Genomic DNA, 15475 nt, shown 5'->3' with positions numbered 1-15475 from the left:
TATTCTATAGATGTAAAGATCTGTGAATTAAAGCATGGGGCATTGGGTATGGCGTATGAGGGAGAAAAGGGGACAAATCAATTCAAAAATCAAAATTCAAAAACTCCTGCCTCCTTTTTCCCAATTCCCAATGCCCAATGCCCAATGCTCAATGCCCACTTGCCCTGAGCGAAGTCGAAGGGATGCCCCATGCACAATACTATAGAACGCGACAAAAAACCAGTTTGGCTTGTAATTATTCGACTGCTGCGATGGCATAAACCAGAAGGACGCTTGATTTTAATGATTCCCGCGCTGTGGGCTGTGTTTTTGGCAGCTGCGGGGAAACCGCCTTTACCTTTGGTTGGTGTGATTATTTTAGGGACTTTGGCGACAAGTGCGACTGGGTGTGTTGTCAATGATTTGTGGGATAGGAATATCGATCCAGAAGTGGAGAGAACGCGCGATCGCCCCCTCGCTTCTCGTGCTTTGTCTGTGAAAGTCGGAATTGCCGTCGCTATAGTGGCGATGGCTTGTGCAGCGGTTCTTGCGTTTTACCTTAACCCCTTGAGTTTCTGGTTATCTGTGGCCGCAGTGCCAGTAATTCTCCTTTATCCAGGGGCAAAGCGAGTATTTCCTGTGCCGCAACTAGTGCTTTCCATCGCTTGGGGTTTTGCCGTGTTGATTAGCTGGAGTGCGGTAACACAAACTATTTCCCAAGGAACTTGGCTACTGTGGGGCGCAACTGTATTGTGGACATTGGGATTTGATACAGTTTATGCTATGAGCGACAAGGAAGACGATCGGCGCATTGGTGTTAATTCTAGCGCTCTATTTTTTGGTGATTATGCTCCTCTCGCTATTGGAATTTTCTTTGCTGGCACAATCTTCTTATTAGCTTGGTTAGGCGTAGTTATGAATCTTCACCTAGCTTTCTGGATTAGTCTTGTATTTGCTAGTATTAGCTGGGTTTGGCAATCTCTGCGATTAAGAGAGCAAAATTTACCTAACCCTGTTTATGGTCAGATGTTCCGCCAAAACGTCTGGATTGGTTTTATCTTACTTGGTGGGATGATTCTTGGCTCTTGGTAGTCATACCAGACTTGACATTATGTCCGATTGAATACTTATCATTTAGACTAGTATTCAATTTGACAGCTTACTGCATTCTATCTATCGTGCGATATTGAATTGCTTCTGCTATGTGATTGGCTTTGAGCTTTTCTTCTGCTGCTAAATCTGCAATAGTCCGTCCTACTTTGAGAATGCGATCGCTTGCTCTTGCTGATAAACCTAATTTTCTAATTGCGGCTTCTAATAAATTACGGCTAGTATCATCTAGCTTGCACCATTTTTGCAGATGACGACTTTGCATTTGGGCATTGCAACGCAGATTCGCTTCTTCTTGGAAACGGGTAATAGCGCGATCGCGTGCTTCTTGGACTCGTTGAAGCACCGATGTTGATGTTTCTCCTGTAGGTTGTTGGGTAATTTCCTCTGGTTTCAAGCGATTCACCGCCACTTGTAAATCAATTCGATCCATTAATGGCCCAGAAAGTTTTGCCCAATATTGCTCGCGTTGGCGGGGAGAACAGGTACACTGTTGGATAGTATCGCCATAGTAACCGCACGGACAGGGATTGGTACTCGCCACCAAAGTAAACTGCGCGGGAAACATGACTGATAATTTGGTGCGAGAAATTGTTACGTAACCATCTTCTAAAGGTTGACGCAGAAATTCTAAAACATCACGTTTAAATTCTGTTAATTCATCCAAAAATAATATCCCATTGTGGGATAAAGAAATTTCCCCAGGACGGGGGAAACTACCACCACCGACCAGAGAAGGCCCCGATGCTGAGTGGTGAGGACTGCGAAAAGGGCGATCGCGTACTAAGGAACCACGATTTTTTAATAACCCAGCCACCGAGTGAATGCGAGTCACTTCCAAAGATTCAGCAAAACTCAGAGGCGGCAAAATTCCTGGTAAACGCCGTGCTAACATGGTTTTCCCGCTACCCGGTGGTCCGACAAAAATTAATTATCTATAGCTCTTAAAAACAATTCTTTAAAGTAAACAACAACAGTATTGACACGGAAATCACCTCATCGTAGAATATTAATATTAAGCTTTTCTACAAAGTAATAAACGTCTATAAAGTACTGTGAAAGTTCAAAGGGTACGTATCCCTGACAGTAACCAAATTACTTGGACGGTCTTAGGTGCTGATTATTTGCCAATTGCTCCAATCGAGCAGTTTTTAAGATACTTAGAAAGCATCGAGCGATCGCCAAACACAATTAGGTCTTACGCTCACCATCTAAAGCAATACTTTGAATACCTGCAAGCTCATAACCTAGATTGGACACAAATGGGTGTGATTGAGCTTGCTGATTTTATGTCATGGCTCAGAAGTCCTAATCCCCAAGGTATTCTATCAATCCAAGAGCAAGAAGCAAAGCGTACAGAATCAACTGTAAACTTGATTCTGACATCGGTTTGTATGCTTTACGATTTTCACGAAAAAACGGGTAAGGTTCCTCATATTCCGCTTTATCGGTCACAGGTAATGCCTGGGCGGAAATACAAAGGTTTTCTGCACCATATCACTAAAAGTAAATCAGTTAGAACTCGTTTACTCAAACTGAAAGAGCCAAAGCGTCTACCCAAAACACTTTCTCCTGAACAAGTAGAGGAATTAATTAATTCCTGTACCCGACTTAGAGATAAATTCCTACTTTGTTTGTTGCATGAAAGCGGTATGCGAATTGGACAGGCTTTGGGGTTAAGACATGAGGATATTCATTCTTGGGACAATTTAATCAAAGTCATTCCTAGAAGCAATAATGCCAATGGCGCTCGTGCTAAAACGAAGTCTCCTTTTGATCTTCATGTCTCGAAAGAATTGATGGGCTTATACAGTAAGTATCTGCAAGATGAATTTATGGAGATACTTGGCGACGACCTTAGCGATTATGTCTTTGTCAATCTGTGGGATGGAAGGATTGGTTCTCCTATGACTTATAGCAATGTAATGGATTTGTTCAATCGCCTCAAGAGGAAAACTGGTATTGCTGTTCACCCCCATATTTTTCGGCATACTCACGCTACAGAACTAATTCGTCAAGGTGTGGGCATGGCTTATGTGCAAAAGAGATTAGACCATGCCAGCATTCAAACCACATTCAACACCTACGTTCATGTCAGCAATGAAGACATGAAAAGAGAATTGAGTCAATACTTGAATAATGAATATGATACGGAATCAGAAAGCAATTCAGAACCAGAATAAAGTTTATCAGTTTATCAACTGTACTAGGTGTAAAAGCACCAGTTTCAGAAAAAATGGTAAAAATCCGTCTGGTACTCAAATTTATATATGCAAGCGGTGCTACAAAACTTTTACACCAGAGGTACTGGATGTAAATCAAGAGTTTCCTGAAACAAGTATTAATCCCAAACTTGAGTATTCTAAAGATGTTTGGGATTGTCGTGCATTGGGAGTTGAGGGTGGTGTAGGGAAATCCAGTTATAAACTAAATTTCGTCCCTATAAAGCAGGACTGGTTGAAACAAACAGCAAAAACTTATTTAAAAGTTTGCTTGAGTTCCATCACATTTGCTTCTGTACAAGAGAAGCTTGGTTCAATCAGAAAATTGTCAAAATTCTTAGCAGAAAACTACCCTGACATCATTCCAGAAAATATAGACCGCGATATTATTACTGAGTACACAATATATTTAGCAAGTCAAAAATTAGCATCTAGTACCCGTTATAAGTGTATTAGCGATGCAAAGCTATTGTTTGATGCTGCTTATCAATATCAATGGCTTGATGTCCGAAGGTATTTGGTTCGTCCTGAAGATTTCCCCAAAATAGAAAAAAGACTGCCTCGCTACATTCCAGAAGAGGTAATGCAGCAACTTAATCAATACCTAGATGATTTGGCAGAGCCAATAATGAGAATGGTATTAGTATTGCAAGAGTGTGGAATGCGAATTTCAGAGCTAGTAAATCTTAGCTTTGATTGTTTATTGCAGGATAAATCTGGAGATTGGTTTTTAAAATATTACCAATTCAAGATGAAAAAGGAAATTACTATACCCATCTCAAGAGAGGTCGTAAGAGTAATTCAAGAACAACAGAAGTATATCCGTAAACATTTTACTCAACAAGAATTTAACTATTTATTTTGTGCAAATGTAGGGGCAATTAGACCTAATTTTGTTCCATCCCCTCATGTAATGATGCGGAAAACATTACCGAATCATCTTAACCGTTTAGCTCAAAGAAGAAAGATTTGCGACAACTCTGGTAATGTATGGCATTTTCAAACCCACCAGTTTCGTCATACAGTCGGAACAAGGATGATAAATAATGGTGTTCCTCAGCACATTGTCCAAAGATATTTAGGACATGAAAGCCCTAACATGACGGCGGTTTATGCTCATATTCACGACCAGACAATGAAAGAAGAAATTGCAAAGTTTCAAGGCAAGGTTGTGAATATTGCAGGGCAAGTTGTCGAACCTAATGATTTACAGGCAGATATAGCTGATTTGCAGTGGTTCAAACGGAATATTCAAGCGCAGGCATTACCAAATGGTTCTTGTGCCTTGCCTACGATTTCTCAAGGATGCCCCCATGCTAATGCTTGTTTAACCTGTACTCACTTCCGAACTACAACTGAGTATTTACTAGAGCATAAACAGCAGCTAGAACAAGCTAACCAAATTATTCAAAAAGCTGAGGCTAATGGATGGGTGCGCCAAGTTGAAATGAACCAAAAGGTGAAATCAAATCTAGAAAAAATCATTGCAAGATTGGAGGCGGACTCAAATGACGGTTGAGCGTAATGTTGAGGGACTGCGTGACAATGCCCAAAAAAAGCGCCAAGAGGCATTTAAAAAAGTAGAGCAGGGAATTCAGCGATTAATTAAAGAAAAGCAAGTCATTAATTTTAATACGGTTGCTCAAGCTTCAGGGGTTAGCAAGGCTTGGCTTTATAAACAGCCTAAAATTAAAGCTCAAATAGAGGATCTTAGGGATAATCACCCCAAATCCCAGAAAGTCTTGCCAAAGCAAAAAGCTTCAGATACCTCCAAAGACGCAATCATCAAAACCTTGAGAGAAAAACTTAGGAAAATCGAGGCTGAAAATAGAGGCTTGAGAGAACATTTGGAAACTATTCATGGACGACAGAGAGCTTTGGTAGACGAGAATGCAGTTCTGCGGCGGGAAAATGAGGAATTAACCAAATTGTTAGCTGGCACAAAAGCTGAAATTGAAATTATTAAAAGTCGTAGCGATAAATTATTATTGCCATCTAGCCTCCCCAGTCCTGCAAAGGGCGAAGATGCGTCTTTAACTGAAAAAAAATCAGGTAACTCAGGAATAAATAGCGCAATTAAATTTGAGCTAGAGGAGCTAGGCATTGTAATTAACTCTACCTTGAAAAAAGCAATTAATTCTGCGCCTAACGAAGTAACTCTTCAAGCGATTACCAGCCTTAAGGAAGCGATATCCGAAAATAGAGCAGATGATAGGGTTCGTTTTTTAATGGCAGCCATCAAAAATTCCTACGTTCCTAATCAGGACTACAAGAAAAAGCAAGAGTTAGCTGCTTTCAATGAGTGGTTCACCCTGGCTCAATCACTAGGGCTAGTCAAAGCTTCTATCTATGATGAAGGTGTTCAGTACGTTATTACCACCCAAGATAAGTGGATGCAGTTCGCTGAAATGACTGATAGATATCCTTTAGAGGAGCTTCAACAAATAAAAAACGCTAAACTTAATAAAACTTAATGCTATTAATTTTATATTTTTAAAAATTTGCAGGATCTGTTTTAGATTCTTCTATGCTATTTTGAGTAGTTAGAACAAACCTTCCTAATTACTTAGGAAGGCTTGCTTGAGTTAAATCAAAGTTCCACTCTAAGTAAGCAGGTGATGTGAATTTCCAGCCCACTACACTCGCTCTACTTGGGTGGAAGCCAAGACACTTACCCATTTAGGAGGTGAGCTTATGTCTAGACTTACGTCATTAAGTCTAGAAGAGTCTGTCCGGCAAAGTCAATGGACATGCCTAATCAAATTGCATCGTCAAAAGCTTGAAATAGAGCCTAAAATTATTGAACTCGCAAAATTAACAGAACAACAACTGGCAATTTTGCGGTGTTTAGCAATTAAAGGCGAAAGTAGCACACAGCAAATTTCTCAAGAAATACACCTTTCTGATTCATCTGTTAGAAAACAAATTAAAGAGCTTCACGTCCAAAAATACGCAACTTATAGAGAAGTTTGTGTCGGAGTAGGTGCAGTTAAGGCAAAGCATTTATTTTCACTTGCAAGCGACTTATCAATTGAAGTTATTGATTTTGCAATAAAGTACAAAAGTAAGAAAAGTTTGAAACTTCTCAAGTCCGTAGTTGAGAATTTACTGGAATCAATTTTATCAGGTACTAATCTAGATGACGATGTTACGGAAGAAAGAGACTTATTTTTCTTTCATTTAAAACACCTAGCACAAGAATTTTCACCTACTATTCAATCTATTTTGAAGCTGATTCCAGATACTGGCATTATGTCAACTGAAATCGCTAATAAACTTGGCTTGCATAGTACTACAATTAACAAACGTCTGAAGGAGCTTTTAGATTCAGGTTGGCTTAGTAGGCAAACGGCTAGTACCAAAGGTCAGGGTAGGAGTGGATATATTTATTTTTTCTGTAATGGAATTAATGCTGAATTAATTAGGCTTCTGCTACCTGGCAACGACCAGCATTTAAATAGTAAATTGAGTGATTCGCAAAATGGGAATCACTATCATGACGACGTATCTGTAATTTCGTCTTCAAATAGCACCTCTTTTTCGGATAGCCAGTTAGCATCTTTAGATCAACTGGTGTCAGAAATATATTTTAACGAAAATTTAGACGATAGTAATGCAAACATTTCTATGAAATCTGAAACCAGCCAGCAGGAAACTTCTACTTCATCACCATCTTTGGAAGATAATTTACAAGTAGCCGGGGAAATTATGGCTAAGATTAAGGAATTACTGGTACTTCGCCGCAAACTCAGCACTATACACAAAGAATTACGTGACTTGGGTGGCAAGGAAGCTGAAGAATTAATAGCTGAACTGGAATCCGAAAAACTTTAACCGAAGCAGCAAGGTTTTACCCTTACTGCTTGGTAGTTCATGGGCGATGCTTAGTGCCAGACTAGTCTCCTAAACTGCGTACTGGAGGGCGCAAATCCCTCATCGTCCACAATCCCTAGAGCTATTTTAATTGATGTTAGTGGAATTTTGATTTTGTAAATTTGTTTATTAGTTGTAAACCTTTATGTCTAAATTTTCTTTAGCTCCATATACTTTAAGGTTAAGACAAAAAAATTCTAAACACTATTTATTTTTTGAAGATGTCCTTGGATTAGACTTTTTTGACATTTTTTATGAATATTTATCCAATATTTTACCTATCTCGCCTATCAACAACAAAACGGGTGAAGTCATAAAAGTTACTTCCATTAAGAAAGAAAATAGGACTATTTTTGGTCAGATTGAAGCTGGACAAAATGGATATGGCTCTAAGCTTTTAAATACTGTAACTGACACAGTTTCTTATGAAAGAAATACTTTGGATGCTGAACTTATACCTTATTATTTTTTAATAAGATTACCATCTCAAGTAGATAAAGGAATAATTATATTACAAAGATTTAATAATATTGGTGTTAAAACTTTATTATTTGATAACTTTATTCAGTATTTCAAAACTAAAATATCTGATGAATATTTATTAGACATAAACCCTTTAGTTCCCAGGGGTTTAATTAAAGAATATATCAATGGTAGATTTATTAAGTTGAGATTAATTAAACAAGGATATCCAAAAGATATTTTTGATAGACACCCTAATGGAATGCCGGATGAAAATGAATTTGAAGGGCAATGTGAGTTAGTTTTGTCTGCGCCTAAAAATGGTATTTTACCATACTACATCCGTTCAATGATAACCACGAATATTGATAAATTTTTAAACACAGATGACCTAAGCGTAGGAAGTATTGTAGAAGTAAAAAACTTTGATTATGACAATATTAAAATGCAAGTCAGAGTTGGCAATTCATATAAAACAATAGATATTTCAGACATGGGTAAGTTAAGATATTATGAAGATATATCTGGCATTGATTTAGACATAAATGGGCATCCTAAATTTGATATAATGGATTCTAGAGCTAAATCTCTTTTAAAAGATTTAGCGATATCTATTTGGGGGGATAACATAGATGCCTAAATCTAGCTCTTCTAGGACAAGTCCTCAAACTTTTTCTAAAATCAATGTTTTAGAAATTGTGACCAATCATTTAAGCACGTTAAAAGAATACGGAGCATCCAATAATTCTCTATCTGACTTGTTTTTATTTTTTCTTGTGCCATTCATTATCAGTCTCTGTGTTGTTTTTTTTAGGATTGTTCTAAACAAAGATTTGATTGGTATTTTAATAAATGTATTTGCAATTTTTGCTGGACTTCTGTTTAATTTATTGATTCTTGTTTATGACGCAGCGTCAAAAGCTGTAAAGTCTAGCAATTCCTCACAAGCTAACAGTTTAAAAGTAGAAATTTTGGAGCAAATATATTTTAATATTTCTTTTGAAATATTATTATCTTTGCTTATTGTTGTTATGCTTTCTATTTCCATTATGTTTAATAATGGGCTAGCTAATTCTATTTCCTCTGTGTTTGTTTTTTTCTTGGCTATTTCATTTGTTTTAACTTTTTTAATGGTTTTGAAAAGAGTTAATAAACTTATTTCACAAGAAATTGAGCAACAAAAAAAATCTCTACCTTAATTACTTGTAGATTAATAGAACTCTTACACAAAAACAAAATGCGCCTTGAAAATTTTCTTAGATAAATTTTCAAGGCGTTGCCGATTCATGGGATAATTTTTGCTTTACGTAAAGAATAGCCTCTGGCTGATAACTTAATAAAGTTTAAATGAAATAATTATAAACTTTATAAAAATAACTACTATAAAGTACAAGTCAAAAGTATTGTATAAATATATACAAGTTTTCTAGTTAAACAGAAGCAATATGGAATTCTCGCAAGAAATTTTTGTTGAGTCTAAAACTGCACGCGACAGTCAACTGTTAGCAACATCTAACTCAGATGCAGAAAATATCTTAAATAAGGTAAAACAAATATTTTTTGCTGTATGGGAAGGTTCTGGATGGCTTACCTTAAAACAAGTTGCTGAATTTTATGAAGTTTCCGAAGAAACCATAGATGCAAACTTCAAGCGTCATAGAGATGAATTTGAAGCAGATGGGATAAGATTATTACGTGGGCAAGCTTTAAATGATGCGAGGTGCATAATGCACCTCGCATCAAAAACTTCTTCAGTTAACTTGTTTCCACCCCGTGCAGTCATGCGTATGGGATTTATTCTTAGAGATTCAGAAATAGCAAAACAGGTAAGAAATATTGCTCTAGACATGATAGAAGCAATCCCTTCCTTAGTTGCTAATGATATATTAACTTTAAAGCTTGAATCTCTATTTTCTTTTGAAGATATACCGTTAGGGTCAAAAGAGAAACCAATCGCAGAAGTAACAAAAGATATTAAAAATGGTTATGGTTGGGCAGGAAGTGAAGATATTTTAGAGGAATGGATAGTCACCCTTGCAAGTTATGCAAACTTAAGCCCGTGGAGGCAAGTAGCACAAAAAGTTCATTATAAAACTTCCAAAAATAAATCCAGAAGATTCGATTTATTATTAAGACCAGAAGTTCCAATGTTTAAAGGACTTGAGCGTATCGTTATTGTCAGTGAGATTAAATCTAATTATGTTACTCATGAAGATATAAAAGATGTGTACGAAGTTAGAAGATATGTTGATTTAGCTTATAATCGATTCCGCAGATTCTTGAATAGCAATCCATATTATTTATTTCAAACATCATTAGTGTTTCAATTTATTTCTCCTTGTGGCATTACGGAAGAAGGTGTACAAGCATTAAATGAAGTTCAAAAGCACGCAGATGAAAAGTACAAGGAAAAAGTATACATAGATGCAGTCAGACTAGATGATTTTGTATGGAACCAACTTTATCCAGCTATAAAAAATACCTATAAAGATCCAACGGGTAAAATTGGAAATCAATTCTCATTTATTAAAGATAAAGTTAATCAAATTTGCTTAGAAATATGCAACCCAGATTTGTGGGTTGAGCAATACAAAGAATCGAGATGGGAATATTACAAAGCAATTGTAGAAAGAGATAGGTACTGCCTACCTGGACACCCTTCCTCGGTTGCATCTAAGTCCCTTCATTCAAGGTTAAATCTAGGCAGTTAAGATAAAAAGGTAATGTATAAGAAGTTTAGCCCTTGGTTCTTATGGCTAACGTTATAGACAAACATTTGAGCTTACTTCTTGGATATATAAACAAAGTGAAATTATTGTCCTAAAAGTATTTTAAGGTTTTAGCTATAGATAATTTCTAAGTTATGTCCCACAAGGAACTGAAGTTCCTTGCTAATAGCAAAAGTCATCTTTTAGATGACTAAAATATTCCCAAAAATCTTTGGTCTACTTCAGTAGACTTTATCTAAAAGCCAAAGAACTTCAGTTCAAGGCGGGTAAGTAAGCTAAGAGGATGTTTGAAAAGTCCTCTTGTCGGTATCAAAAGTTTTAGATCCCCCTAAATTCCCCTTAAAAAGGGAGACTTTAATTCCGGTTCCCCCTTTAAAAAGGGGGGTTAGGGGGGATCTAAAAGTGCCTAAAGTCACAGCAAAACACTTTTCAAACAACCTCTAACAGATAAGCTATTTTTAGCTTAAATTGACACCAATGCCCAATTCCCCTAATTAATTCCTTTTAATAGATAAGTCATCATTTCACCTTTACCTTTTACCTTGATTAAACCTCGTTTTTCCAATAAATATTTATCTTTTAAAAGTTGATAAGTTGCTTCACAAACTTGGATACTACCTGCTATGCCGTGTGATTCCATTCTACTAGCTGTATTGACTGTATCTCCCCAAAGGTCGTAGGCAAACTTTTTCAGCCCAATCACTCCAGCTACTACTGGGCCTGTACTAATGCCAATACGAATGCAAAAGGATTGGTTATTTTCTTCGTTAAACGTAGCTATAGCAGTTTGCATATCTAACGCCATATTAGCTATTGTTGGAGCATGGGTATTTGACTGATTTGGTAACCCAGCCACAGCCATATAGGCATCACCAATGGTCTTAATTTTCTCTACACCATGACGTTCTGCTAATTGGTCGAACAAACAAAATATTGTATTCAATAACTCAACTAATGCCGCTGGAGATGTGCGAGTTGAAAGTTCTGTAAAACCAACAATATCGGCAAATAAAACCGTAACTTCCAAAAAGCTATCGGCAATAGTCGTCGGCTGTTGTTTTAATTGTTCTGCAATCATCTCTGGCAGAATATTGAGTAGCAGCATTTCTGATTTTTGCTGCGCTAGTTCCATTGCTTTACGGGCGTAAAATTCTTTTTGTCGCAGGCGTTCGTATAAATAGACCGAAAAAACACAAATTGTACAAGTCCAAAAGAAATATAGCCCTTGCTCACCATAAAAAGCTGATGGATTCTTCAATGTCGGATTATATAAAATATATAAGGTTAAATAACAAATTATTGTTCCAATTTGAGATATTAAATGCATCCACCATTGCACAGGAATTATTGTCGCCTGAGTGAGAAACATCAGAGTCCAAATATTGTTTCTCGGTTCGAGACTATTAAATAGCAATGCTATATCAATTTGGACAACACAAGTTACAGCCCAGCATAAACTCAAAAAAATTAAATCAGGATAGCGGCGACCGATAGGAGTTTTACATAAACCCCAACAAAGAAGAGTGAATAATTCTACTACAATACCAATTTTAAAAGCATATATCTTGCCTTCTACTTGTGAATTTGTCCAGGAAAAAAAAGTGATTAAAGTCAAGCCAGCTACCAGCATAATCTGCGCTTGCAATTGCAGCCGTTTCAGCATAAAGCTCTGTCGCTGTTCTTTGTAGAATTCGGCAAGGTTATTGTTGGTTTGTCGATGGGACATTCCATGACTAATGAGCGCATCTAGCTGAGTTTTATCTGAGTTATTTGGATGAATCATGCACTTTTTGCGTTATTAGTAATCAAGGGAGTGGGGACTGGGGACTGGGGACTGAGGACTGAGGACTGAGGACTAGGGACTGAGTACCGAGTACCAGATACTGAGGACTAGGGAAGAATTCTCCCAATCCCCAATCTCTAATCCCCAATCCCCAATCCCCAATCTCTAATCCCCAGTCCCCAATCCCCAGTCTCCAATCCCCAAAATGGCTCGTACCCCTACATTAAATTTTGATCGTGGCACATTAATTTTGCATCCACCACCACGCGGCAAGGCTTGGATGGACTATGCCACATGGGATGATAGAGTTGAAAAATTCCGCATTCCGGCGATTAGATACCGATCGCTAGTAGAAGCCCTACAAGCGGAAGATGTTCATTTTATTGATGAGGCTAAGGAATTTTATCCTCTAGATTTGGTTGCTACTTTGGAAATGGAACCCTATGCCCATCAGAGTGAAGCCCTAGCGGCTTGGAAACTGGCGGGTAGACAAGGAGTGGTTGTGCTTCCCACGGCGGCGGGAAAGACTTATTTAGCCCAAATGGCGATGCAATCAACGCCACGCACGACGCTGATTGTAGTCCCTACTTTGGATTTAATGCATCAGTGGTATGCACATTTGGCGGCGGCTTTTCCCGATGCTGAGGTGGGACTGCTGGGGGGTGGTTCGCGGGATAGAACGGCAATTTTAATTGCAACTTACGATAGTGCTGCAATTCACGCTGAGACGTTGGGAAATCAATATGCGTTGATTGTTTTCGATGAATGTCATCATTTACCCACAGATTTTAATCGGGTAATTGCTGAATATGCGATCGCACCTTATCGTCTGGGACTCTCCGCGACACCAGAACGCACCGATGGTAAACACGCTGATTTAAATATCCTCATTGGCGAAGAAGTATATCGCAAACGCGCTGAGGATTTGGCGGGGAAGGCGTTAGCAGAACATGAAATTGTTCAAATCAAGGTAAAGTTATCGCAACTTGAGCGGGAAAGATACAACCAGTTAATTCAAACTCGCAACGACTTTTTGAAGCAATCAAAAATTTCTTTGGGGAGTCTGCAAGGTTGGCAAATGTTCGTGCAAATGAGCGCGCGATCGCAAGCCGGACGTAGAGCGATGTTAGCGCACCGAGAAGCGAAAGATATCGCTTTGGGTACTGATGGAAAGCTGCGAATTTTGATTAATTTGTTGGCAGAACATTATCCCGCAAGAATTTTGATTTTTACTGCTGATAATACAACGGTTTATCGTATTTCTCAGGAGTTATTAATTCCAGCAATTACTCATCAAACTCCTGTGAAGGAACGGCATGAAATATTAACAAAATTTCGAGAGGGTCAATATAATACTTTAGTTGCTTCTCATGTGTTGAATGAGGGTGTTGATGTACCTGCGGCAACTGTTGCAATTATTTTATCAGGAACGGGTTCGGCTAGGGAGTATACTCAGCGATTGGGGAGAATTTTACGGAAGGGGAATATTGAGAATAAACAGGCGATTTTGTATGAGGTGGTGGCGGAGGATACGAGTGAGGAAGGGACTTCGGCTAGGCGGAGAGGGGAGAGGATAAGAGGACAAGAGGACAAGGAGACAAGGGGACAAGGGGAGAAGAAAGGGAATTTGCGGGTTGTGTATGGGAGTGGGAAGGAAAGAAGTTTGAAGGCGGCGGAACAGTTAGAAATTAATTATTCAACGGGAAGTTCAAAATCTAAAAATAAAAATTCAGATGTTACCGACAGATTTACTGATGCATCGCCAAAACGGGGAGGAGATCATCCCGAAGAGACTGAAGATTGATAATAAAACTTCAGAGTTGGCGATTGAGTTAATTAACTATTTTCAATCAGCGGTGGGGAAAACTCAGGGTGTGCTTGAGCGACAACTGACTGATTTTGAAGGAGATTCTACAGATTATCGGGTGAAGCGGGGATTAGCTTATATTCTCAAAAGCAGCTTTTGCACTTTTGAGGTGGTTAGTCCTTTAGAACCACAGATGTTAAGAGAACGGGTGTTTTCTCTGGCTGCAAAGTCTGTTTCTAGTCGAGAATCAACACAAGTTACTCTTGATAAAGTTGCTAATGAGTTAACTCAAGAACTTCAGCAGGAAGTTTTAGCAGAACAGGTTCGTACTGGATTATATGCTGATTTATCTGAAAACAAAATTTTGACTGTTTTTGATGCACCAATAGCATCAGATTTGTTAAATCGATATAACTTATCTCAGGTGCAGGGTGTGTTTTATAAAGCCAGTCAACTGGTGTTAAATGCTCACCGGAATGTTCCGGGTGAATATAAGCTGTTATTTCGCTATCTCAAGTTGTTTCAATTGATGGCTTATATTGAAGGCGATGCTGACCACGGATTTACAATTACCATAGATGGACCGACGAGTTTGTTTAATCCTAGTACGCGCTATGGGTTGGCGATCGCTAAATTGATTCCGGCTTTACTTCACGTTACAAAATGGAGTCTTTCGTCGATTCTCCAAACCCGCGACGCCTATACAAATACTTGGAAAACTGGACGTTTTACTCTCAATTCGGAATGTGGTTTAGTATCTCATTATCCACCAGGTAAGCCCTACGACAGTATGCTAGAAGCATCTTTTGCTGATAAATGGGATGCGTTGAAAAGTGGTTGGGCTTTAGAGCGAGAAGTTGATTTGATTCCAATTCCCGGTAGTGTGATGATTCCAGATTTTCGCTTGGTGCATTCTGATGGACGCACTTTTTTATTAGAAATTGTTGGTTATTGGCGACCAGAATATTTACAAAAAAAGTTTTCTCAGGTGCGACGTGCTGGACGTGATGACTTAATTTTGGCAATTTCCGAGCGACTTAATTTAGAAAAAGCGGGAGTTAAATTAAATGATGTCCCCGCGAGAATTGTTTGGTTTAAAGATAAGTTATTGCCAAAAGCTGTATTAGCTGTAATGGATTAATAAGGGGAGCATCTCACTTTTGTAGAAAGCTTTTTCAACCTCACCCCAACCCTCTCCTTACTAAGGAGAGGGAGCAAATATCTTGTTTCCCCTCTTAGTAAGGGGGGACTAAGGGGGGTCGATTTAGGGTGCATTTGCAAAACTGAGATGCTCCCATTAATAAGTAACTGAGTTTGATTACAAATTCTTGATATCTGAATTTTTAGTCTTGTATTTTGTACTTCACTTACTTGCAAATTCGTCTATATAGTTGTGGACACACAAATTTTAGTTTTGTAATACCATTTCTTTGTGAGGCTGCGCCAAATTTTCTTTCTTCTTTGTGTCCTTTGAACCCTTTGCGGTTCGTTCCTCATATAGTTTGGCGCA

Annotated in this window: 11 protein-coding genes and 1 pseudogene; 10 read left to right on the top strand and 2 right to left on the bottom strand. The window is 38.2% G+C overall.

The features are described 5' to 3' along the window. The first annotated feature begins 189 nt into the window (after window positions 1-189). Window positions 190-1071 carry a 4-hydroxybenzoate solanesyltransferase gene (locus ACFG4S_RS09765; protein ID WP_392534599.1) on the top strand — a complete coding sequence of 294 codons (882 nt, stop codon included), beginning with the start codon at window positions 190-192 and terminating at the stop codon, window positions 1069-1071. A 67-nt stretch (window positions 1072-1138) separates the two neighbouring features. Here the strand turns inward: ACFG4S_RS09765 and ACFG4S_RS09760 are convergent. Beyond that, window positions 1139-2020 (bottom strand): annotated as a pseudogene (locus ACFG4S_RS09760) (YifB family Mg chelatase-like AAA ATPase); the annotation flags it as partial. Window positions 2021-2144: 124 nt separating this feature from the next. Between ACFG4S_RS09760 and ACFG4S_RS09755 the strand changes: the two are divergent. The 7 genes from ACFG4S_RS09755 to ACFG4S_RS09725 all read left to right on the top strand — a co-directional run bounded on the left by ACFG4S_RS09755 (window position 2145) and on the right by ACFG4S_RS09725 (window position 10357). After that, on the top strand, window positions 2145-3272 hold the full coding sequence (locus ACFG4S_RS09755) for a tyrosine-type recombinase/integrase (RefSeq protein ID WP_392534309.1): 1128 nt from the start codon (window positions 2145-2147) through the stop codon (window positions 3270-3272). Beyond that, entirely contained in the window at window positions 3235-4830 is a 1596-nt protein-coding gene (locus ACFG4S_RS09750; protein WP_392534310.1) for a tyrosine-type recombinase/integrase, read from the top strand. The genes ACFG4S_RS09755 and ACFG4S_RS09750 overlap by 38 nt, the downstream gene beginning before the upstream one ends. Continuing rightward, window positions 4820-5785 (top strand): DUF6262 family protein, encoded by a 966-nt coding sequence (locus tag ACFG4S_RS09745; RefSeq protein WP_392534311.1) that lies wholly within the window; start codon window positions 4820-4822, stop codon window positions 5783-5785. The genes ACFG4S_RS09750 and ACFG4S_RS09745 overlap by 11 nt, the downstream gene beginning before the upstream one ends. Window positions 5786-6005: 220 nt before the next feature. Further along, window positions 6006-7145 (top strand): hypothetical protein, encoded by a 1140-nt coding sequence (locus ACFG4S_RS09740; protein ID WP_392534312.1) that lies wholly within the window; start codon window positions 6006-6008, stop codon window positions 7143-7145. A 184-nt stretch (window positions 7146-7329) separates the two neighbouring features. Beyond that, the gene (locus ACFG4S_RS09735) at window positions 7330-8286 is read left to right on the top strand and encodes a hypothetical protein (protein ID WP_392534313.1); all 957 of its coding nucleotides are present in this window, start codon (window positions 7330-7332) and stop codon (window positions 8284-8286) included. Then, the gene (locus ACFG4S_RS09730) at window positions 8279-8845 is read left to right on the top strand and encodes a hypothetical protein (protein WP_392534314.1); all 567 of its coding nucleotides are present in this window, start codon (window positions 8279-8281) and stop codon (window positions 8843-8845) included. Before ACFG4S_RS09735 ends, ACFG4S_RS09730 begins: the two co-directional genes overlap by 8 nt. Window positions 8846-9091: 246 nt before the next feature. Next, window positions 9092-10357, top strand: coding sequence for a hypothetical protein (locus tag ACFG4S_RS09725; RefSeq protein ID WP_392534315.1), 1266 nt, complete (start codon window positions 9092-9094; stop codon window positions 10355-10357). 508 nt (window positions 10358-10865) lie between these two features. Here the strand turns inward: ACFG4S_RS09725 and ACFG4S_RS09720 are convergent. Then, entirely contained in the window at window positions 10866-12158 is a 1293-nt protein-coding gene (locus tag ACFG4S_RS09720) for an adenylate/guanylate cyclase domain-containing protein (RefSeq protein WP_392534598.1), read from the bottom strand. A gap of 205 nt (window positions 12159-12363) precedes the next feature. Here ACFG4S_RS09720 and ACFG4S_RS09715 point away from each other — a divergent pair, with 205 nt between their 5' ends. Together ACFG4S_RS09715 and ACFG4S_RS09710 are read left to right on the top strand one after the other, a co-directional pair. Next, the gene (locus ACFG4S_RS09715) at window positions 12364-13962 is read left to right on the top strand and encodes a DEAD/DEAH box helicase (RefSeq protein ID WP_392534597.1); all 1599 of its coding nucleotides are present in this window, start codon (window positions 12364-12366) and stop codon (window positions 13960-13962) included. Then, entirely contained in the window at window positions 13892-15106 is a 1215-nt protein-coding gene (locus ACFG4S_RS09710; RefSeq protein ID WP_392534596.1) for a DUF790 family protein, read from the top strand. Before ACFG4S_RS09715 ends, ACFG4S_RS09710 begins: the two co-directional genes overlap by 71 nt. Window positions 15107-15475 lie beyond the last annotated feature (369 nt).

Origin of the sequence: Nostoc sp. C117 (genome assembly GCF_043099735.1) — a bacterium.
In the GTDB taxonomy this organism is placed as follows: Bacteria; Cyanobacteriota; Cyanobacteriia; order Cyanobacteriales; family Nostocaceae; genus Nostoc.
This window is presented reverse-complemented; position numbering and strand designations above follow the sequence as displayed.